We start from the raw sequence: 20012 nt of genomic DNA on the forward strand, positions 1-20012 counted from the left end.
CCCGAGATACGAAGAGGCAGTTCCCCGCACCACAACGCCCGCACAACGCACGGAAACAGAAGAAGAGGAGGTGTGCGATGACGGACACCCCCGCACCCCCGGCTCCGCCGCCCGCTCACCGCGGCGGAGCGGGAACCGGCAGCACGAACACCCCGGAGACCGCCCACGCCGGCGAGGGGCATCCCGACGGCACCGCGCCGCCCTGGCGCCGGGTGCTGTGGGCGGCCATGCTCGGCAACGCCGTCGAGTGGTACGACAACGCCCTCTACGGCATCCTCGCCGTGGTCATGTCGCGCACCTTCTTCCCCGAGGGCGACGCGACCGTCGCCCTCATCTCCACCTACCTGGGCCTGATCCTCTCCTACGCGATCCGGCCCGTCGGCGGAACCCTGATGGGACGTGTGGCCGACCTGAAAGGGCACAAATTCGTCCTCACGGTCACCATCTCCCTGATGTCCGTGGGCACCGTGGCGATCGGCCTGCTGCCCGCCTACTCGGCCATCGGCATCGCCGCACCCCTGCTGCTGGCACTCTGCCGGCTCGTCCAGGGGCTCGGCGCCAGCGCCGAATACACGGTCGCCAGCAACTTCCTGCTCGAACACGGGCCACGGCACCGGCGCAACTACCTGTCGGGCTGGAGCGTCGGCTCCACCTCGCTCGGCCCGCTGATCGCCTCCGTACTGGCCTACCTGCTGATCGTCACCCTGCCCGGTGCGGCCTTCGACGCCTGGGGCTGGCGCCTGCTGTTCCTCCTGGCAGCCCCGCTGTCCCTGGTCACCCTGTACATCCGCCGGCACACCACCGAGGCGCCCGAATACCGCCGCGCGCTGGAGGAGGCCCGCAACAGCGGGACCGAACAGGCACCCTTCACCGAGGCCGTACGCGGCCACTGGCGGGACATGCTGCGAGCCATCGGCCTCGGCGCCGGCCAGCGCGTCGGCTCCTTCATGATCCAGAGCTATTTCGTCACCGCGCTGGTGCAGAACGGCATCGGCGAGGACCGGGCGCTGCTGGCCGCGATCCTCACCTACGTGGTGGGCGCCCCGGCGGCCGTCTGGGGCGGCAGGTGCGCCGACCGGTACGGCGGACGCCGGCTGCTCGTGTGGGGCTACGGCGTCTTCGTCCTGTTCACCGTGCCGACGTTCCTGGCCATCGAATCCGGCTCGTTCGTCCTGGCCTTCCTCGCCGTCGTCGTCTTCACCGTCCTCAACAACATCGTCGGCGCACCGCTGACCACGGCCTACGTGATGAGCTTCCCCGCACACGTGCGGGGCACCGCCGCCGCCCTCAACTACAACGTCGGCACCACACTGCTGGGCGGAACCGCACCCCTGCTGGCCACCTGGCTCGTCGGCAGGACCGGCACCGAGGTGTCCTTCGGCTGGTACATGGCCGCCGTCTGCCTGGTCTCCGCCCTGGTCGCCGCGTTCGCGCTGCCGAAATCCATCGACGAGGCCCGCGAAGCCGCCGGCCGGACACCGGGCGAGACCCGGCACCCCCGCCCTGCCACCGGAACGGAGAAGAAGTGAGCACCCACCCACCGGCCTCCACGGCAAGCCCGGAGCCGGCCCCCGCCGCCCGCTACGGTCCCAAACCCCCTGTACGGGGCGGCAACGGCATGGTCGTCACCTCCCACCCGCTGGCCACCCGCGCGGCCCGCGACGTCCTGCGCGAGGGCGGCAACGCCACCGACGCGGCACTCACCGCCGCCGCCACCCAGCTGATCGTCGAACCGCACATGACCTCCCTGACCGGAGGGCTCAGCCTGCTGCACCGCAGCGCCGCCACCGGCGCCGTCCACTATCTGAACGGCAACGTCAACGCACCGCTCGCACCGCTGCCCGACTTCTCCGGCGCCGACCTCACCCGGGGCCGCGGCGTACCCGTCCCCGGCTGGTGGCCGGCCTTCGAGGAGGCCCGGCGGCGCTTCGGCACCCTCGGCCGGGCACGGCTGCTGGCCCCCGCGCTGTCCGCCGCGACCGATGGCTTCGAGGTCAACCCCTTCCTGTACGGCATCGCCTACGGCGAACAGGCCAACCTCGGCGCCTCCGAGCAGATGAGGGAGGTCTTCTTCGCCGACGGGCACCTGGCCGTACCCGGCCAGACCATCACCCAGCCGCGGGCCGCCCGTACCCTGGAGCGGCTGCGCGACGAGGGCATGGACTACTACCTCGGCGACTTCGCCCGCGCGGTCGCCGCCACCGCCCGCGCGGACGGCGGAGTCCTGCACGAACGCGACTTCGCCGCCTACCGGGTCCTCGTCCAGGAGCCGGTGCGCGGCACCTACCGCGGCGCCGAGATCGTCGCCTCCCCGCCGCCCGACGACGGCGGCGTCCAGCTCATCTGCGCGCTCAACATGCTGGAGACCGTCGACCTGCCGCGGATGGGACCGCCCGCCGAGGACCCCGAGACGCTGCGGCTGCTCATCCAGGCACACAACACCGCCTACTACGCACCGCCGCTGCGGCACGGTCTGGAGGAGGACCGCGAACGCCTGGAGGTGCTGCTGTCCAAGGAGTACGCCCGCACCCGCACAGCACTGCTGGCCACGGCGCCCACCGGAACGGCACCCACAGCCACGCCCACGCCCGGCACCATTCACATCAGCGTCGTCGACGCCGCCGGGGACACCGTCTCCCTCACGCACTCCCACATGTGCTCCGGCTTCGTCAACGGACTGTTCAGCGAGGGCTTCCAGCTCTCCGGCGGCGGTTCCTTCTTCCAGCGGGTGATGCCTCAGCCCGGCGACCGCGCCTGCGTCTACCTCGCGCCCAACCTGGTGCTGCGCGACGGCCGCCCCGTACTCGTCTCCGGCTCGCCCTCGGTCTCCCTGGTCGCCAACATCCTGCAGAACCTCGTCAACATCCTCGACTTCGGCATGACGATCGAACAGTCCGTACGCGCCCCCCGCTTCGGAGCCCGGCCCCACAGCCCGGACCGCGGCTGGCAGCCCGGCAACCTGCTGGAGGCCGGCTTCGGCGAACCCGTCCTCGAACGGATACGGGCCTGGGCCGGCCGGGAACGCCTGTGGACCCGCGTCGTCAACCCGTGGAACGCGCTGACCGGCAACTTCGAAGGCATCACCCTCGACCCGGCCACCGGCGAGGCACAGGCCTGCGCCGACCCCCGAAGGGTGGGTTCGGCGGAAGCAGCATGAGCGAGCGGCCGGCCGTGACGACGACAGTGCGGAACAGCGGCCGGCCACCGCGGACGGTCGGCTCCGCAAGGACCACCTCGGCGCCCGGGGCCAGAAGGCGCTGGTCAGCGCCCGCCGAGGCTGCTGCCCCCGTCGACGTCGAGGACGTGGCCCGTGATGAACCCGGCGTCGTCGGACAGCAGGAAGGCGATGGCGGCGGCGACGTCCTCGGGCCTGCCCAGCCGTCCCAGCGGGATCGAGGCGAGCGCCTTGCGCTCGCCCTCGCTGCCGACCGGCCGCGCACGGCGGAACAGCTCGGTGGCGGTGGGGCCCGGCGAGACGGCGTTGGAGGTGATGCCGTCCGCTGCGAGTTCCAGCGCCCACGTACGGGTGCACCCCACCAGCGCACTCTTCGCCGCCGCGTACGCCGTGCGGTCCCTGGCGCCGTAGACCGCCCGCGAAGTGACGTTGACGATCCGGCCGAAGCGCCGCGCACGCATGCCCGGCACGAGCGCCTGGACGATCTGCACCGACGCGCGCAGATTCAGGTCCACGACCTGTCCGAGAGTCGCCAGATCGAGCTCCCCGATGGGCTGAGGCTGTGCGATGCCCGCGTTGTTGACGACGCGGCAGACAGGGCGCTCCCGGGTCACCTCCTCCAGCATGCGTGCGGTGTCCTCGACATCGGAGAGGTCGCACCGGACGAAGACGCCGGGGAACCCGTCGTCGGGCTCGCGCCGGGCCACCCCGACGACCTCGTACCCCGCCTTCGCGAGCCGCAGGGACGTCGCCAGGCCGATGCCCTTGCTGGCTCCCGTGACCAGTACGCGCTTCGTATCGCTCATGACGCTGCTGTCGCTCCTTCGGCCGCGGATCACACCTCGTCAGAGCGTATGAGGGAGCGAACCGGCCCGGCCTCCGGGGCCCACCCGCGTGAACGTCGCGTCGGCTGCCGGGACGCCGGTCAGGCGGGTTCGAAGAACAACGGCTTGCTCAGCGTGGAACGCACCGGCGAGCACGCGATGCGCTCCGCGATCGCGGCCCGGTGCGCTTCGAGCGCCGGGTCGAGAAGGAGCTCGTAGCGGAACCGCGTTGCCGGCTCCTCGCGCTCCAGGTGCACCCGCACGCTCACACCCGCGTCGGTGACGCCCAGGTCGGCGAGTGCCATGCGCGCGGAGATCGTCATGCACGTGGCCAGCGACGCCTCCAGCAGTTCGTGCGGTCGCATCCCCGCCGAACCGCCGGCGCCTTCGTTGACCGTGTCGGCGAGACCCGCGTGACCGCCTGTCCTGTAGACGACCTGCCAGGGCTCCGTGAGCGCCGCAGCATCCACCATCGCCTTCGCCTCCCCGCGAGTACCGGACCGTCAGATCGTACGCAGCGGACCACATCGCGAGAACACCGTTCCGCATACTGGGACGTCTGGTTTGTGTGAGTCACCGGCCCAGCGGGCTGCCGGCCCCTCTTCGGTGCCGCATGAGAAAGCTGCGCACAGGGGGGCCACGGACCGCCTCAGCGCAGTCTCTTGGCCATCACCTGCTCCCTGGTGACACCGTCCGGGAGTAGTTTCCCGTCTTCCTCGCTCATGACGAACCCGTTCCGCCGGTACAGGGCGACGGCGGGCTCGTTCCCCGGGATCACGGCGAGCTTCAGCGTTGTGGAGCCGGCGCCCAGGGCCCACTCCGTGACCGCTTCGATTAGCCTGTCTCCTACACCTTCGCCCCGCGCCTCGGGGCTGACCCACAACGAGTGCAGTTCGCTCGTCTCACCGTCGTGTGAAACGCCCCTGACCATGCCGACAGGCAGGCGTCCTCGCAGCGCGACGACGTTGAAGGAACCGGGAACGGCCAGCCGCGCACGCCACTGCCGGCGCCCAGTCCTGTGCCAGTCGGCGAGCCGGGCTCTGAACGCGTGCGGGGCATCGGTCAGCGCGGCAAGGCGGACTTCCTGCCACAACGGCCAGTCCTCCGACGTGACGATGCGCAAACTCACCATGCGGTGGAGTGTGCCGCACGGCCGGTCACGGAATCAGGGCGGGGAGTTCGTCCAGGCGCTCGATGCGAGGGACCGTCGGTTCTCCGGGAGGTGCGGTGCCGTGGCGGTCGAGCCACACTCCGCGCAATCCGGCGGCGGTGGCGGCTTCGGCGTCCGTGCTCAACCGGTCTCCCACGTAGACGACCTGGGCCGGGCGCAGCCGGTAAGCCGCACACGCGGCGTGGAAGACAGCGGGATCGGGCTTGGCGGCACCCACTTCGCTCGATGCGGTGACGTGCGGAAACCACTCGGCGAGCCCCACGCGGGCGAGTTTCCGGCGCTGCTGCTCGGCGTCCCCGTTGGTGACGACCCCCAGCACGAGCGGCTCCGACCTTTGGGCCAGCGACCTGAGTGCGGGCAGGACATCGGCGTAGGTGCGCCACTCGGCTTCGTACCGTTCCAGGTAGCGCGCGAACCAGGCATCTGCCCGCTCTTCCGGCCACTGTCCCGCCCCGCACCGCTCCACGAGTCCTGTCACACGCAGTCGGCGCTGCTCCTGGAAGGTGATGGCACCTGCCAGACATCGGTCCATTGCCGACGCTTCGAGCTCCCGCCACCATCGGATGATCTGCGCCGGCCCCGTGCTCGCCGGCGGCCCGTGCGCGTGCACGGTGGCAACGACAGCGGCGTCGGACGCGGCATCGTGGTCGAGCAGGGTGCCGTCCAGGTCGAACAGCACCGCCTCACAGCCGTGCGAGGTGTCGGAAATGGCTCCTCCTCATGGTCGCCGGCACCGCACCGGCCGAGACCACCATGGAGCGGTACCTCTGACAGCCCGCCCGGGCCGCCCCGGCGGACCGCGCTCCCGTCCTTGCCCTGCCCGGCCGGGACGCAAGATCAACCCATGGGTCTTTCGGCGGGGGCCCGGGCACGTTGCCCTCGCGGGCCTCGTAGTCTTCAGACATGACCAAAAACCAGCCCCCGACTCCCCAGGAAGCCTTCGAGCTGCTGCTCGCCGGCAACCAGCGCTTCGTCGCCGGCACGCCGGACCATCCGAACCAGGACGCCGCACGCCGCGCCGAGATCGCACCGGGCCAGCGGCCGTTCGCCGTCCTGTTCGGGTGCTCCGACTCCCGGTTGGCCGCAGAGGTCATCTTCGACCGCGGCCTCGGCGACCTGTTCGTGGTGCGCACCGCGGGCCACGTGGCCGGCTCGGAGGTGCTGGGCAGCATCGAGTACGGGGTGGAGGTGCTGGACTGCCCGCTGGTCGTGGTGCTCGGCCACGACTCGTGCGGCGCGGTGGGTGCCGCATGCGCCGCCCTGGAGGACGGCATGGCACCGGCCGGGTACGTCCGGGACGTCGTGGAGCGGGTGACGCCCAGCGTGCTCGCGGCGCGGGCCGCGGGCCGCCTGGAGCCCGACGAGATCCTGGCCGAGCACGTGAGCCAGACCGTCGACCTGCTGCTGGACCGCTCCCGGGCCCTCTCCGAGCGGGTCGAGAGCGGCAAGGCCGCCGTCGTGGGCCTGTGCTACCGCCTTGCCGACGGAAGCGCCCAGGTGGTGGCGGCCCGGGGCCTCGACGTCACCGCCGGCTCCGCAGCGTGACCGGAGCGCCGCCCGCCGCCGGACCGTGATCGGCGATCGCAGGCAGGCAGTCCCGTCCGGTGTCCGGCCCGCCGGGCACCGGACGGTGTGCTGCTGCCCTCAGGCGGGCCGGGGGCCCGCGGCGCGGCGGAGCCGGTTGGCGATCGCCAGCCCCAGCCCCTCCTGCTCCGGCAGGGAGGCGACGATGAGGTCGCAGCCCTGCTGGTCGAGCTCGCGCAGGGCCCCGTACAGCCCGCGCGCGTAGGCGGCCATCGACTCGGGGACCGCCACCACGGCGTGGGCCCCGGCCGGGGCGTCGGTGAAGGAGGGGGGAAGGAGCACACCCACCCGGTGTCCCTCGGCCCGCGCCTGTTCGGCCTCGGCGACGACCCTTTCGGGCGCGACGAGGACGACTCGTGCACGCGGCGCGTAGTGCGAGGGGTGCTGGCCCGGCACCCGGACCGTGCTGGTGGCGGGGACCGCGACCGGGCTGCCCAGCACCGCCTCCAGGTCCTCGCGCGTCACCCCGCCGGGCCGCAGGATGCCGGGGGCGTCACCCGTGACGTCCACGATGGTCGACTCGACACCGACGTGGCAGGCACCGCCGTCCAGTACGAAGTCGACGGCGTCACCGAGCTCGGCGCGGACGTGGTCCGCCGTCGTGGGGCTGACCGAGCCGAAGCGGTTCGCCGACGGTGCCGTCACACCGCCGCCGAAGGCCGACAGCAGTTCGAGCGCCACAGGGTGGTCCGGCACGCGGACGGCCACCGTCTCCAGTCCGCCCGTCGCTTCCAGGGGCACCCGGGGACCGCGCCGCAGGACCAGCGTCAGCGGCCCCGGCCAGAAGCGTTCGGCCAGCAGGCGGGCGGTCTTGGGTACGTCCTCGACCCAGTCGTCCAACCGCTCCGCATCGCCGATGTGGACGATCAGCGGGTGGGAGGGCGGGCGGCCCTTGACCTCGAAGATTCGCCTGACCGCGGCGGGGTCCTCGGCGTTGGCGCCCAGACCGTAGACGGTTTCGGTCGGGAGGGCCACCAGGCCACCGGCGCGCAGCACTCCGGCCGCCTTCTGGATGTCAGTGGTTCGTGCCATCACTCTGCCCATTCTCTCACTGCTCCGCTGCGGCCCGTCCCCTGCACCGGCAGCACCTCACCGGGGACGGCCACGGCCCCCTCGGGTGCGGTCGGACGGCGGGCGCCGGCGTCAGGTGGCCGGAACGGCGGGGGTCTCGCGGCTCAGCGCCGCCCTGAGCCGACGAACCTCCTTGAGCAGCTGTGACGACCCCTTGCGCGCCGCCGGCTCGTCGATCTCTCGTGTCGCCCCGCGGGCCTCGGACCGCTCCGCGCAGTCGGCCGCGAGCGCGAGCAGGGCGCCGCCGAAGGGGCCGGGCCCTCCCGCCAGGAGCCCGGGCAGGGCGCCCGACAGCACCGCCCACACCGTGCCGCCGGCACCGCTACGCGCCGCCTCCCGCAATGCCGCCGCCACCCGCTTCGGCTTGAGCCGGCGCAGCCCCGCCGGCTCGGCGATGTCCCGGCCGAGCCCCGCCGCGTCGAGCTGTCCGCGGGCGGCCAGCACGAGCATCGCGTCCACCGCGGACGGCTGCTCCTCGAAGCGCCGCGCCCCGAGCCCGTACGCCACCAGCAGATCCGCTGACAGCAACGGAAAGGCCGCGAAAGGCCCGAGCGCGCACGCCCGGGAACCTGCCCGGCCCGGCAGGGCAGGAGCGGGAACGGTGCGCTCGGCCGCGTGGTCATGCGGCCGAGCCGTGCCCGGAATCGTGCCGGCGGGTTCTGACCGGCTGGCACCGGCCCCTCGATCGGCTGAGACCGCGCCCCGGCAGCCTCCGGCGCAACTGCCCGAACGCTGCGGCCATGTGGAAGGCGCGGGAGAGTCCACAATGCCGGTACTGGGCGAACCCACTGGTCAAATACGTCTCATACATGCATCTGCACTGCACATACAGCGCTAGTATGGCTCCCGACCCGGGGAGGCCAGAGATGGACGTGACGCTCTCGCAGGCCCGTGAGTGCTGGAGCGAAGTGGTGGAACGTCTCCAGCACGGCGAGGAGATCGTGCTGGAGAACACCAGGAACCGGCAGGCGGCGGTGATGCGCCGGCTGGAGGCGGACACGCCGGCGGGGCCGGTGTGGTCCAGCAGCAAGGCGCGGCAGGAGCTCGGCGCGCTGGTCGCGGCGGCTCAGGAGGGAGCCCAGGTGCTGACGGTGGGCGGCCTGCCGGCGGCGGCCGTCACCCGCCACACCCCGCCCCGGCACGAGCGGCCCCGGCCCCAGAACACCGCCGGCCTCACGGGGTTGGGCGACGTACTGGACGGGCTGCTGGCCGACGAGCCCGAAACCACGGGCCTGTCCACCGGCGTCGCGGCCCTGGACCGGGTGTGCGGCGGGCTGGCGCGGGGGAGCGTCACGCTGGTGGCGGCGCCGCCGAACGCGGGCGGGAGCCTGCTGCCGCTCCAGGCGGCGCGTGCCGCGGCGTTCGACCCGGAGCAGCCGGTGCCGGTGCTCTACGCCCTTTCGGGCGTGCCGTTGCAGGTCGCCGCCCGGCGCCTGATCGCCGCCGAAGCCTCCGTGCCGTACGCCCGGTTCGCCGCGGGCACCCTCACCCCCGGGCAGCGGGACGCCGTCAGGGCGGCCGACGGCCGGCTGCGGGCGGCGCCCTTGTCGTTCACCGGACCGGAGCCGACCGCGCAGGCCATCGCGGAGGAAGCCGCCCGTATCGACGGCCTCGGCCTGATCGTGGTCGACCGTCTCCAGCACACCCGCGCCGAGGGCACGCCGCTGTCCGGCCGGTCCCTCCCGGCCGCCGTCCGGACGCTGGCGCACCTGGCCGCCGAGCGGCAGGCCGCGGTCGTCGTCCTGCTCGACACCGACGACGCCCAGCTGACGGCCCGGCTGGAAGCCGACCGGGCCTTCCGCCTCACCCGCCCCGGCGACGGCGCGGCAGCCCGTATCACCGTCACGGCCCGTGACCTGGGCACTCTGGCGTCGGTCGAGGTGGGACTGGACATGACGCACCTGCGCCTCCTCGACCAGCCGCCCCTCCCCGCCGGCTCCGTGCCCGGCCCCGCGTCGGCGCCCGAGCCCCTGCCCCGACCCACCACGGCACCCGCCGGCACGGACACCGCCGCTCCCGCCCCCGGCCCGACGCCCGCCCGCCGTCAGCCGCCGTCCGTACCCCGCCGTGGCACCGCCGGCACCGCACGCCGCTCGGCCCGGACCGTCCCGGGCGGGTCCGCGGTGCACAAGGACGGCGGCCGGGTCGGGGAACTGGTCGAGCGGATCGAGGGCAAGGTCCGTACCGTCCTCGCCGAGAGCGGGGGAGAAGTGGCCGCAGCGGTCGACCAGCTGAGGAAGACCGCGATCCCCGACGTGATGGATCTGCTGGAACAGAGCCGGGCCGGAGGGCGGTACGACTTCCGCAACTACCCCGACCTGCCCGACATCCTCCGCAAGCTGGGCCGGCAGGAGGCCGACGACATCTGGGAGGCCCGCCCCCGTTGGACGGCGCCCCCGCAGATCCTCGACCGGATCGGCGACGAGGCCGTCACGGCGCTCGACATCAACGGCGCCTACCTCAGCGCGTTGAAAGCCCACCTGCCGATCGGCCAGCTCGAACACCACCTCGGCCCCGACGCGGGCGGCCCTGCGCACGACACCAAGCGCTCCGGCGTCCACTTGGTCACTCCGCCCGCCTGGGAGCACCCCGACCTTCCGAACCCGATCGGCGACCGGGAGGAGCCCGGCCCGCTGTGGATCACCGAATCCACCCTCCGCCTCCTGCTGCGCCTCTCGGGCCCGAAGGCCGGGCTGTGCGAACGCCCGCTGATCCACGAGTCCTGGACCTCGGGCTCGACCGAGCAGCTGCTGGAGACGCTGCGCAGGGCGCTGGTGCAGGTGCGCAGCAGCGCCCTGGCCGCCCGGACGGCGGAGGGTGAGGTGGCGTACGAGTACGTGAAGGCGATGTACTCCAAGCTGGTCTCCACGATGGGCGAGTCCAACTACAACCGGGACCTCTACCGGCAGGACTGGATGCACATCATCCGTTCCCAGGCGTTCGCCAACCTGTGGCGCAAGGCATGGGCCGCCCGTCAGGCCGGCCTCACCGTGGTGCGCATGATGGGCACCGACGAACTCCACCTGGCCGGCGACTGGCGCACCGCCCGCGCCGTGGGGAAGGACACGCCGCTGTTCCCCGAAGGGCGTGAGGTCACCGAGGTCAAGCCCAAGCAGACCTACCGGCTGGAGAAGGTGGCCGAGGGCAGCTACCGCGAACGGGAGGTGAACTGAGGTGCCGGAGCGCACTTACAACTTCGGCCTGTACGGCGCCCAGGGCCGCAAGAGCGCCTTTCTCGCAGGCGAGGTCCTCGACCGGCTCGCTCTGGAGGGCGGCATCCGCTCGCCGGTCACCACCCGCCGAGGGCTGCACGCCCGGCTGAACTATCTGACGAACTCACCCGCCGGCTACCAGGCCATGCGGGACGCGGGCATCACGGTGGCCCGGGGGACGCTGCGCCGCTGGCTGCGGCACAGACAGACTCCCACCCGGGAGAACCTGGCCCGGATCGATGCGGCGTACCGGGCCTACCGGCGCCGCAATGTGTCCCGGCATCTGTTGCAGCGGCTCAACGCGCGGGGCGGTACCCGGGTGGAGATCCAGCCGCTGGACCAGAGCGCGGTCGCCGATCCCCGCAAGCGGGTCATCGCCACCGATGTGGCGGGCCTCCGCAGACTGCGGATCCGCAGGTGGGACCGGATCGTCCAGGCGTGGACCGCCCGGGACGACGAGGCCCTCGCGGACGCGTGGGACGACGAACTGTCGGACCTGGGCTCGCAGTGGGGCCAGTACGAGTACGCCACCTCCGTCGGCTTCTCCGCCTGACCACATGGGGGTTCTTCCGCCTGGGCGCCGGGCACCAGAGCCGTTCCGGATGCCGGGGAATTCACATCACCGCGTCGGTCTCCAACGGCCATGCGGTGATGCGCAGTTCCCGGACGCGGACCAGCTCCTCGTCGGCGAGGCGGAAGATGTGCATGAACGGGGCGCGCACCACATGGTCGGGCGCGGTCTTCTTCGCCATGGTGGCCTCTCCCCGCAGCAGGAGGACACCGCCGTCGGCTGTCCAGCACTCCAGGACCTCGTGGGAGATGTCCAGCGGTTCGTCGATCTTGACGAAGAACTCCTTGATGGTCTCGACGCCGTGAACGTGAGCGGTGCCGAAGAACATGTCGGTGTCCTCGGTGAGCGGCGCGAAGCCCTCATCGAAGTCCAGGGTGTCGATGGCGTCCATGAACTTCAGGACCCATGCGGGCGTCGTCGTCGCGTGCGCTGTGTTCGTCATCGTTCTCATCCTTCGGTCAGGCATGTCGCATGCGGGTCGGCAGGGCGGACATCGGTCGTCCCCGCCGTGACACTCCTTGAAGTTCTTCCGCGAGTCAGATGTTCCGCGAGGGCCCGGTTTTGTCCGGCGCGGTCCCAGGCGGTGCCATGTCGTATATCAGCGGTTCAGCCGAGCACCAGCGCCGGCCACCGGCCGGCAGGACCTCGGCGCGGACACGGGAGCCGACGAGACGCCACGGAAGCTGGGACGGATGGTGGGCGCGACGGCGGGAGACGGCACGAGACGCCGGATGAGCAGCAGCTGACAGCATCGGCGCATGGACGGGGACCGAGAACCGACAGACTGATCGCCACTGGGTGAGGGGGTGGGAAGCGCGGAGACGGGAGAGCACAGTATGGACGGGCGGCTGGAGCTGCGGCGCCGGCAGCGGGAAGCCGTTGACGCGGCGGTCTTCGCGCTGGAGACCCCGCCCGGCGGTATCCCCGACGAGGGGCTGCGTACTCAGGTGGTCGCCGCCCCCGGTTCGGGCAAGACGCTGGTCGCGTATGAGGTGGCGCGCCGTCTGGAGCCGCGGGGGCGAGTGCTGGTGCTGGTGCCCACCCTCGATCTGCTGACGCAGACGGTGGCCAAGTGGCGCCAGTACGGCATGACCGGCCCGGCGGTGGCGGTCTGCTCCCTCGACCGCGACCCGGAATCGCGCACCTACCTGGCTGACGAACTGGACGTTCGCTGCACCACCAATCCGCTCCGGCTGGCGCTGTGGGCCGGCAGCGGTCCCGCCACCGTCTTCGCCACCTATGCCTCCCCGGTGGGCAACCCCGGCCGTCGCCCCACCGGGGACACGGAGCAGGACGAGGAGGACCAGGAGGCGGCCGAGGAACGGGCGGTCGCCGGGGTGCTGCAGCGGGCGCTGGCCGGGGCGTTCGGGCAGAAGCTGGGCGGGTTCGGCCTGGCGGTGGTGGACGAGGCGCACCGTACCGCCGGACTGGCGTCGAAACCGTGGGCCGTCATCCACGACAACACCCGTATCCCGGCCGACCGCCGCCTGTACCTGACGGCCACGCCCCGCATCTGGGAAACCGCCGCGGCAGGTGGCGAGGAGGGCGAGGCGCTGGTCGCCTCCATGGACGACGAGACCGTCTTCGGGAAACCCGCCTTCACCTACCCGCTCGGGCAGGCCATCGAGGAGGGGGTGCTGGCCGGATTCGAGATCGACGTCCTGGAGATCCGCGATCCCGCGCCCCTCGGAGACGGTGCCTCGCTGGAGGAGCGACGCGGGGCCCGGCTGGGCGCCATCCGCGCGGCCACTCTCGCCCACATGGAGACCGCCGGGGTGGTGAGCCTGCTGTCGTTCCACGCCCGCACTCAGGAGGCGCTCTCCTTCGCCCGTGGTCTCCCGGATGCTGCTGCCGAGCTGCGCGCGGCCGGCCGCTTCCCCGGGCAGGTGTGGGGGGAGTGGCTGTGTGGCCTCCATCCGGCCTCGCACCGGCGTGCCGTGCTCGATCAGATCGCCGGCGGGGTTGATGCGGAGGGCCGTAAGACGGAGTTCCGCATCCTGGCCACCTGCCGCCTCCTGGGTGAAGGCACCGACATCACGGGCCGCTGCGGCCTGGACGGCGTGCTGTTCGCGGATGTCCGCAGCAGCCCCGTGGACATCGTGCAGACGGTCGGCCGCGCGCTGCGGCAGCAGCCGGACGAGGGAAAGACGGCACGCCTGCTCGTCCCCGTCCTGCTGACGGAGGAGGACGAGGGCAGGGACATGGCCGCCACGGCCGCGTTCGAGCCCCTGGTGACCATCCTGCGGGCGCTGCGCTCCTTCGATCCCCGCATCGTGGAGCGCCTGACGCTGCGGCCGTCCGGCCGCCGCAGGGGCGCTCCGGAGGACGTCCTGGCCGCCGACCCGGCCGGCGACCCCCGCCAGCACACGAACACCCCCACGGCCGAGGCAGAGGGCGGGCCGGCCGACGACGACCAGGAGGACCAGGAGGCGGAGCCCACCGGCGAGGGCGTCGAACTGGCGCTGTTGCGCTTCTCGCGCCGTGGCAGGGATGCCGAGGAGATCGCCCGCCTGGTGCGCACCCGCGTGCTGCGCCCCGAGTCCACCGCCTGGCTCACCGGCCTGGAGGCTCTGCGTGCCTTCGCCGCCGCCCACGGGCACGCGAACGTCCCCTACACCGCGACCGTCCCCCTCGGCGACCAGAACATCACCTACCCGGTGGGGCAGTGGGCGGCCGAACAGCGCCGCGCCTGGCGCAACGAGGACCTGGCCGACTGGCGCACCGAGCTGCTCGCGGAGACCGGTTTCGTCTTCGACCCACGCGACCAGGCGTTCACCGAGTTCCTCGACGTGTGCGCCCTCTACCACGCCGAGCACCACACCCTCGCCGCACCCCGCGACGCCGTCCTGGCCGGGGTGGCGGTCGGCGAGAGGCTCCACCAGGCCCGCAAACCCGGCGGCCTCGGCAAGAAGCCCGACCGCGCCGAGAGCCGCCGCCGACGACTGGAGGCCATCGACCCCGACTGGAACCCCACCTGGCCCATCTCCTGGCAACGCCACTGGGCCAAAGCCCGCTGGCTCCTCTCCCAAGGGGCCACCCTCGCCGAACTCCAACCCGGCGTCAGCCTGGGTGGCGACGACATCGGCACCTGGCTCGCCGAACAGCCCGCCGCCTGGCACACCCTCACCGAAGACCAGCAACAGCGCCTCGCCGCCCTGGGGGTCCGCCCCGCACCGCCGCCGGCGCTCGCGGCGGCCCCGGCGGTGCCCGCCGGGGCAACGCGGTGGGAGATCAACCTGGCCGCCGCCCGCCAGTTCAAGGCCCGCGAAGGCCACCTCCGCGTTCCCCGGGCCCACATCGAGACCGTCACCGACACCGACGGCCACACACACGACATCCGGCTGGGCGTCTTCCGCAGCAACACCCGCAGTCGTCACAAACAGCGCAAGCTCACCCCCAATCAGGCCCACGAGGTGCACCAGATCGGGCTGCTGGCGTGACCGGAAGCCGACTCGTCGGCAGACCCCCCTTCTACGGCCCGCGTCCGGCCGGTAGCCGGATACAGCGACCACTGCCGCTGGAACTCCCGGCGAGGCGGACATCTTCTCCAACAAGCACACCGACCTGGGGCGGGCGTGGTGGCAGTGGGGCAAGGCCGAGCAGACGGCCGCCGAGCTGCTGTCGGCGGCAGGCGTCTCCCCGGGTGAGGTCCGCGACCGGCCCGCAATCCGGCAGATCGTCGGCGACCTCCGGTCCCGTCACCCGCGGGTGACGGGCGTGCGCGAGCTGGTGGCGGCCGCAGGCATGACGGCCTGATCTACGGTGTTCGCCAGGACCGCAGGCGCTCGGCGATGGTGTAGCTGTCGTGCCGGAAGGCACGGATCTCGTTGATCAGGTCGCGCCACAGCTCGTAGGTGGTGTCCACGCGTTCGCCGGACGCCTCCAGATACGCGATGGCGACGCCGTAGCCGAACGCCTCGTTGCGGGCTGGGAGGGGGCGCAGCATCACGCACTCCTCCAGGAACACAGCAGCCCGCCAGAAGGCGTCCGGATGTTCCTGGTCGAGCCTCGGCGGATCGACCCGGTGCCGGGCCGCCATCCCGACGAACACGCTGAGGTCGTTGACGGTGAGATCGGTGCGAAGGATGTCCTCCTGGCGGGCCAGGAGCCATCGGTAGTCGATGAGCAGGTCCACAGGGGTCAGGCCGCCTGCGGGTTCTCGTGCTCGGCCGGCTCCGGAAGGCCCCCGAAGTCGGCGTCGAACCGGTCAAGGACGCCGGACTCGCTGATGACGCGGCGGAAGGACGCCGTCGCGGTGTCGAGTGCCCGCTCGTGCTCCTCCTTCCTCGCCAGCTCGGCGAGGAAGTGCTTGAGGGGCTGCTGCCCGGCGAGGGCCCGCAGGCGCTCCGCCGTTTCCCTGTCGATCTTGACGCTGGTGTCTTCCATGCTTCCAGTATGCCTGCCGGTATTCCGACGGGTATACCCTTTGCGCCACGCCTGCTCTGACCTGGGTGTTTTCCGTTACTGGTTACTGCTTCTGCTCGGCCTCGGACCACTTGGCGCCCGCCTGGAAGCCTGCGGCGAAGGCGACCCCGAGCATGCCGCGCACGACGCCTGCGGCATCCGGGCTGTCCATGATCCGCCGGACATAGTCCTCCGGGGAGTGGTAGGTCGTATACATCAGTGCCAGCGTCTGGGTCTGCTCTTCGGTGAGCGGGCCGCCCTCGGCGACTCCGCCGCCGGAAGGAAGCGGTTGATCTCCGAGTCGACCATTTGCACGGCCCGGAGGTATCGCGGGTCTTTCAGCATCTCGGCCGAGCGGTGGCGCAGGGGTTCCTCGTTGACAGGCATGTTCCGAACCCTAACCCGCGCGGCAGCGGGCAGCGGCGGCTTCGTCCAGGGCATCTGGAGAGTGCCCCGACGGCGCGTTGTCCCACTGGCCGGAGCTGTTAGTTCGGCTCACCGCCGAGGCAGTTGGCCCGGTACCGCGTGCCCGAATCCGCTCGGCGACAGGCGGCGAGTCAGCGCACGGCTTCTCGCTTCAGAACTTTCTCGCATCGGGCGCAGGTGACAGGGGGGTCGTTGTCTAGCCAGTGGTTGGAGGCGCGTGCGTCGATAAAGTACTCACATGCCGTCTCGTGGCCGCCGGAGATCGGCAGTTTGTGGGCGGCGTGGACGGCCCGCCCGCCGTAGAGTCGGACCCGGAGCGGGTGAGCGGTGTTCTGCATAGCGTCCTTTCCTAGCGTGCCCTTGAGGGCGTGGTACGGCTCCCGTCGCGACAGCGGGGCAGCCGGAAAGCCTCCCGCTTCGGCGCATCGTGATGATAGGCAGGCCCTGTGAAGCAATGGGGAATGGACGAACGATTGGACGCCGTGGTCGCGGCGGTCTCCGGGCTCGAGGCTGAAATGCGGGAGACCAGCCTTCTGAGCGTTGGCGTGGCCACCCGGTCTGTTGCGGGAACGCTGAAGGTCAACGACACCACGACACGCAAGGACGTGGCGGCGCTGGTGGCCGACGGGCGGCTGGTGGAGGTGTCGCACACAGTACGGCGTCTGGAGTTCCCATGGCCTGCGGATGCCGCCGTGCCGCAGATGTGGGTCAACGGTGCGGTCAAGCACGGCCGGTACGAGGTGAGCGGGGAGCGGCAGCCTGGCCCGGCGATGAGACAGGTCCGTTTTCTGTTCACGCCGGAACGGCTGCATCAGATGATGGAGCGTATCCATGAGGAGACGCGGCTGAAGCAGCGCCAGGAGGAGGCGCGCCGAGCGCAATACGAGGTCGAGAGAGCCGCAGAGCGAGAGCTGTTCGCGCAGCACTATCCGGTCCTGGCCCGCCTGCTGGCACGGCTGGACGAGCGGGTGCGTGTTCCAGGGCGCCAGGGTGGCGTGAGCTTGTACGCGGAGAAGCACCCCGCATCCGGCCTTCTGACGCGAGTGCGGATCGAGGTCGGTGCCGCAGAGTTCGACGAACTGGAAAAGATCCTGCGCAACGGCCTGGGGCAGGAGCCCTAGCACCACCGCTGCTGCTCTCTCGCCAGGACGAAAGCGGGTGTGCACCGTGCCAGAGGTAGGGGTGGGGGCCCTACCGCGTGCCGCATAGGCGTGCAAGGCATTGCCGTGCTCTTGCACTGAGACGCTCGTCCGGTTTGCAGCTCAATGGCGGCGACTGCCCGCTCCTCAGCGGCTTCTCCCACTGCCATGGGACAACGCCTGCGACGCTGTGTTCGTCGGCGGACTCGGACCGGGAAAGTCTGTTGCAATGAGCGCCCCGACGAGCGAACCGCCAGGTCGTCCAGGACGGCCGGAAGCACCCGGGTTTCACTGCTGGGCCACGGCGCCGGCGTAGTCCAGCTCATCGTCGCAACCCGTGTCTCGGAGTTCCCGGCGCGGGCGGGTGCGGCTGTGCCGGCCCCTGCGGACGCGAAGCGATTCCGGGCGGCATCTGCCCCGCTCGTCGCTTGGACTCGGCCACTATGCGTTCCGCGGCTTCGCGCAGGTGGCTGGGGACCGCCGGTACCGGTGATTCGTCCGTATCCGTAGGCTCCGGACGCGGCCGGGTGGCTTCAGACACCGGGGCGGAATCAGAGGCATCGGCCGGCGTCAGCCCGGGGAGCCACACCGGCGGAAGGGCAGTGCGGTCAAGGTGGTGTTCGCGCAGGACTGAGGCGACTTCGTCCTGCTCCAGGGCACGCCTGGTGAACAGCACCGCCGCGAGCGATCGGACAGCAGATGACACCTGGGGCAGTGCGAGTATTGTCCGGGCATCGGAATCCGCTCGGTCCCGATCGACGATGAAGCCATCGCGCGCTAGACGATCGACAGTCTCCTGGTCCCCCACGGACCCGAGCTGCTCGATACACTCGCGAAGCTCGGGGTGCAGGTATCCCTGGGCTGCCAACCAGTCGGCTTGCGCGACTGCGGCCTCCGAGGAGAGCGCCACGGCATAGAGCTGGGCGTTCTTCCCACCGCGAAGCGTCGTCATCCCCCCGTAGACCCTGGAACGCTGCTCTCCCACAGTGAGCCGCTCCACGGGAATGCCGAGTGTCCAGCCCAGCAGCGCATGCGCCGATTCGTGGACCGCCACGGAGCGCCACCACATCTCGTCGGGCAGTGTGATGGCGCACCTCACCGCCGCCGGACCGGATGGCGTCTGGGAATCGCTGTCAGGGGAGGCGGGGGTGAATTGCGTGTGCACCTTGAGGTGGAACTCGTCGTAGGGCGTGGCGGAGGGGTATCCCTCGGTGTCAGCGTTCATACGGCATGTCCGCTCGATTTCCCCCGGCGCATGGAGGGAGGGATGAGAGCCCCAGGGCACCGGCAGACCGCCTATGCGGGGCCGTCAGCTTCCCTACGGCCGGCTGGCAGTTCACCTTGTGGCCTACACGTCACTCGAAGGCTCACAGCGCATGCTGGTCTCGCCACACCGGAAACGGTCGGCCGACCCGTCCCGGTACATGGCACGGAGATGCACCTAAGGAACCGCTCTGACCGACGAAGCCCAGGGAGGCTCTGTTCGCGTCACAGAACAGCGTTTCGACGGCAGGAGGCAGCGTCCGGCTGGACACTCACGAGAACGAACGGACAGCAGCTCGGTGACGACCGCCAGGTCACCGCCCACCGCACTGCGGGACAGGGGCAAAAGCCGGGTTACGGGGCGGAAGCGGTGGTTGGCCGTCGCTCCGTTGCCGACTGCGGGGCGAATAGTTCCTGGGCGAAGTGGACGATCCGAGCGTCACGGTGCCAACGGTGCTAGGCAACTGGCGTCTGAGCCGGTGCGGTTGCGGCAGTACTTATCCCGGCAGGTCGAGATCCGCCGGGGACGTGCGGTTCGCGATGCCCGCCGCCCGCAATCACACCCCTGCTGCCGTCGTGCGGACTGAGAAGGAGCGAGCGGAAGCAGAGTGGGTGGGTGTCAGGAGGGAGGAGCATGCATCAGCATTGGCTTCTGGCCGCGCCGAAGGCCTGCCCGCTTCAGTCTGCGAGCGGCCCGAACGGCTTGGGACGAGTTTGGTCCGTTGCGTGCCGTGGCTGGTTTGGGCCGTGCCGACGCTCGGACGGTGGGGGTGTGTAGAGTCCCCGAGCCCGCTTCCGTGAGGCCTCAACGATTTCTCTGATCCGCAGCTCCCAGCCCGAACCGGAGGACAATACGCCCGCCGCGGACAGCTGCGCACGAAGATGGGCGATTTCGGCGCGGGCTTCGGCCAGTTCCCGGCGAAGACGCCTTGCTTCCTCTGCAAGCGCCTCTGGACCAAGTGCCTCCGGGGGAGGGCTTGGTATTGCAGGTTCGGAGCGAGGGAGGGCTGTGTTGCTAGGCTCACAGAGTTCCAGCAGTCTGTCATGTGCGCGCCGCATGATCTTGTGGGGATCTAGGCAGTTTCGTTTGGATCATCGGGCGGACCAGAGGAAGATGCCCGCGACGTGGAGTCCGGCCAGGTAGATGGTGGCGGTTTTCTCGTAGCGGGTGG

18 protein-coding genes are annotated in these 20012 nt (G+C 71.3%); 7 read left to right on the top strand and 11 right to left on the bottom strand.

Annotated features, from left to right (window positions below):
• The first annotated feature begins 77 nt into the window (after positions 1-77).
• Both IO40_RS0107310 and IO40_RS0107315 read left to right on the top strand, forming a co-directional pair.
• Complete coding sequence (locus tag IO40_RS0107310) at positions 78-1529, top strand: MFS transporter (RefSeq protein WP_016471734.1); 1452 nt, start codon at positions 78-80, stop codon at positions 1527-1529.
• Positions 1526-3157, top strand: a complete 1632-nt coding sequence (locus IO40_RS0107315) for a gamma-glutamyltransferase (RefSeq protein WP_031175082.1) — start codon at positions 1526-1528, stop codon at positions 3155-3157. The genes IO40_RS0107310 and IO40_RS0107315 overlap by 4 nt, the downstream gene beginning before the upstream one ends.
• A 104-nt stretch (positions 3158-3261) precedes the next feature.
• Here the strand turns inward: IO40_RS0107315 and IO40_RS0107320 are convergent, their stop codons facing one another.
• From IO40_RS0107320 to IO40_RS0107335, 4 genes are all read right to left on the bottom strand, one after another.
• Complete coding sequence (locus tag IO40_RS0107320) at positions 3262-3981, bottom strand: SDR family oxidoreductase (RefSeq protein WP_030407266.1); 720 nt, start codon at positions 3979-3981, stop codon at positions 3262-3264.
• 119 nt (positions 3982-4100) lie between these two features.
• Positions 4101-4472: an OsmC family protein gene (locus tag IO40_RS0107325; protein WP_051719274.1), complete on the bottom strand. Its 372-nt coding sequence runs from the start codon at positions 4470-4472 to the stop codon at positions 4101-4103.
• Between the two features lie 176 nt (positions 4473-4648).
• Positions 4649-5131: a GNAT family N-acetyltransferase gene (locus IO40_RS0107330; protein ID WP_016471738.1), complete on the bottom strand. Its 483-nt coding sequence runs from the start codon at positions 5129-5131 to the stop codon at positions 4649-4651.
• A gap of 25 nt (positions 5132-5156) precedes the next feature.
• Positions 5157-5849: an HAD family hydrolase gene (locus tag IO40_RS0107335; protein ID WP_016471739.1), complete on the bottom strand. Its 693-nt coding sequence runs from the start codon at positions 5847-5849 to the stop codon at positions 5157-5159.
• 224 nt (positions 5850-6073) lie between these two features.
• Between IO40_RS0107335 and IO40_RS0107340 the strand changes: the two genes are divergently transcribed.
• Positions 6074-6715 carry a carbonic anhydrase gene (locus IO40_RS0107340; RefSeq protein WP_016471740.1) on the top strand — a complete coding sequence of 214 codons (642 nt, stop codon included), beginning with the start codon at positions 6074-6076 and terminating at the stop codon, positions 6713-6715.
• Positions 6716-6814: 99 nt separating this feature from the next.
• Here the strand turns inward: IO40_RS0107340 and IO40_RS0107345 are convergent, their stop codons facing one another.
• Together IO40_RS0107345 and IO40_RS0107350 are read right to left on the bottom strand one after the other, a co-directional pair.
• Positions 6815-7786 carry an L-threonylcarbamoyladenylate synthase gene (locus IO40_RS0107345; protein WP_106963867.1) on the bottom strand — a complete coding sequence of 324 codons (972 nt, stop codon included), beginning with the start codon at positions 7784-7786 and terminating at the stop codon, positions 6815-6817.
• 111 nt (positions 7787-7897) lie between these two features.
• Positions 7898-8332, bottom strand: coding sequence for a hypothetical protein (locus IO40_RS0107350; RefSeq protein ID WP_031175084.1), 435 nt, complete (start codon positions 8330-8332; stop codon positions 7898-7900).
• Between the two features lie 359 nt (positions 8333-8691).
• Between IO40_RS0107350 and IO40_RS34755 the strand changes: the two genes are divergently transcribed.
• Both IO40_RS34755 and IO40_RS0107360 read left to right on the top strand, forming a co-directional pair.
• Complete coding sequence (locus IO40_RS34755) at positions 8692-10998, top strand: DnaB-like helicase C-terminal domain-containing protein (protein ID WP_016471743.1); 2307 nt, start codon at positions 8692-8694, stop codon at positions 10996-10998.
• 1 nt (position 10999) lies between these two features.
• Complete coding sequence (locus IO40_RS0107360) at positions 11000-11590, top strand: hypothetical protein (RefSeq protein ID WP_031175086.1); 591 nt, start codon at positions 11000-11002, stop codon at positions 11588-11590.
• A gap of 61 nt (positions 11591-11651) precedes the next feature.
• On the opposite strand, the gene IO40_RS0107365 is transcribed toward IO40_RS0107360, so the two are convergent.
• On the bottom strand, positions 11652-12050 hold the full coding sequence (locus tag IO40_RS0107365) for a nuclear transport factor 2 family protein (RefSeq protein WP_016471745.1): 399 nt from the start codon (positions 12048-12050) through the stop codon (positions 11652-11654).
• Positions 12051-12444: 394 nt separating this feature from the next.
• Between IO40_RS0107365 and IO40_RS0107370 the strand changes: the two genes are divergently transcribed.
• Positions 12445-15048: a DEAD/DEAH box helicase gene (locus tag IO40_RS0107370; RefSeq protein WP_031175087.1), complete on the top strand. Its 2604-nt coding sequence runs from the start codon at positions 12445-12447 to the stop codon at positions 15046-15048.
• A 317-nt stretch (positions 15049-15365) separates the two neighbouring features.
• Here IO40_RS0107370 and IO40_RS0107375 read toward each other — a convergent pair whose 3' ends face one another.
• The 3 genes from IO40_RS0107375 to IO40_RS37540 all read right to left on the bottom strand — a co-directional run bounded on the left by IO40_RS0107375 (position 15366) and on the right by IO40_RS37540 (position 16229).
• Complete coding sequence (locus IO40_RS0107375; RefSeq protein ID WP_031175088.1) at positions 15366-15743, bottom strand: hypothetical protein; 378 nt, start codon at positions 15741-15743, stop codon at positions 15366-15368.
• A 5-nt stretch (positions 15744-15748) separates the two neighbouring features.
• Positions 15749-15994, bottom strand: coding sequence for a hypothetical protein (locus tag IO40_RS0107380; RefSeq protein ID WP_030409837.1), 246 nt, complete (start codon positions 15992-15994; stop codon positions 15749-15751).
• Between the two features lie 82 nt (positions 15995-16076).
• On the bottom strand, positions 16077-16229 hold the full coding sequence (locus IO40_RS37540) for a hypothetical protein (protein WP_157846431.1): 153 nt from the start codon (positions 16227-16229) through the stop codon (positions 16077-16079).
• A gap of 670 nt (positions 16230-16899) precedes the next feature.
• On the opposite strand from IO40_RS37540, the gene IO40_RS0107390 reads away from it, so the two are divergent.
• Positions 16900-17559 (top strand): hypothetical protein, encoded by a 660-nt coding sequence (locus tag IO40_RS0107390; RefSeq protein ID WP_030409836.1) that lies wholly within the window; start codon positions 16900-16902, stop codon positions 17557-17559.
• A 340-nt stretch (positions 17560-17899) separates the two neighbouring features.
• Here IO40_RS0107390 and IO40_RS0107395 read toward each other — a convergent pair whose 3' ends face one another.
• Positions 17900-18802 carry a hypothetical protein gene (locus IO40_RS0107395; protein WP_030409835.1) on the bottom strand — a complete coding sequence of 301 codons (903 nt, stop codon included), beginning with the start codon at positions 18800-18802 and terminating at the stop codon, positions 17900-17902.
• Between the last annotated feature and the right edge of the window lie 1210 nt (positions 18803-20012).

Origin of the sequence: Streptomyces albus subsp. albus (genome assembly GCF_000725885.1) — a bacterium.
GTDB classification, from domain to species: Bacteria; Actinomycetota; Actinomycetes; order Streptomycetales; family Streptomycetaceae; genus Streptomyces; species Streptomyces albus.

What these genes read in the sequence shown, in the direction of transcription:
- IO40_RS0107310 (WP_016471734.1), top strand. Translation starts at nt 78, where the DNA reads ATGACGGACACCCCCGCACCCCCGGCTCCGCCGCCCGCTCACCGCGGC.
- IO40_RS0107320 (WP_030407266.1), bottom strand. Translation starts at nt 3,981, where the DNA reads ATGAGCGATACGAAGCGCGTACTGGTCACGGGAGCCAGCAAGGGCATC.
- IO40_RS0107325 (WP_051719274.1), bottom strand. Translation starts at nt 4,472, where the DNA reads ATGGTGGATGCTGCGGCGCTCACGGAGCCCTGGCAGGTCGTCTACAGG.
- IO40_RS0107330 (WP_016471738.1), bottom strand. Translation starts at nt 5,131, where the DNA reads ATGGTGAGTTTGCGCATCGTCACGTCGGAGGACTGGCCGTTGTGGCAG.
- IO40_RS0107340 (WP_016471740.1), top strand. Translation starts at nt 6,074, where the DNA reads ATGACCAAAAACCAGCCCCCGACTCCCCAGGAAGCCTTCGAGCTGCTG.
- IO40_RS0107345 (WP_106963867.1), bottom strand. Translation starts at nt 7,786, where the DNA reads ATGGCACGAACCACTGACATCCAGAAGGCGGCCGGAGTGCTGCGCGCC.
- IO40_RS34755 (WP_016471743.1), top strand. Translation starts at nt 8,692, where the DNA reads ATGGACGTGACGCTCTCGCAGGCCCGTGAGTGCTGGAGCGAAGTGGTG.
- IO40_RS0107365 (WP_016471745.1), bottom strand. Translation starts at nt 12,050, where the DNA reads ATGACGAACACAGCGCACGCGACGACGACGCCCGCATGGGTCCTGAAG.
- IO40_RS0107370 (WP_031175087.1), top strand. Translation starts at nt 12,445, where the DNA reads ATGGACGGGCGGCTGGAGCTGCGGCGCCGGCAGCGGGAAGCCGTTGAC.
- IO40_RS0107380 (WP_030409837.1), bottom strand. Translation starts at nt 15,994, where the DNA reads ATGGAAGACACCAGCGTCAAGATCGACAGGGAAACGGCGGAGCGCCTG.
- IO40_RS37540 (WP_157846431.1), bottom strand. Translation starts at nt 16,229, where the DNA reads ATGTATACGACCTACCACTCCCCGGAGGACTATGTCCGGCGGATCATG.
- IO40_RS0107390 (WP_030409836.1), top strand. Translation starts at nt 16,900, where the DNA reads ATGGACGAACGATTGGACGCCGTGGTCGCGGCGGTCTCCGGGCTCGAG.
- IO40_RS0107395 (WP_030409835.1), bottom strand. Translation starts at nt 18,802, where the DNA reads ATGAACGCTGACACCGAGGGATACCCCTCCGCCACGCCCTACGACGAG.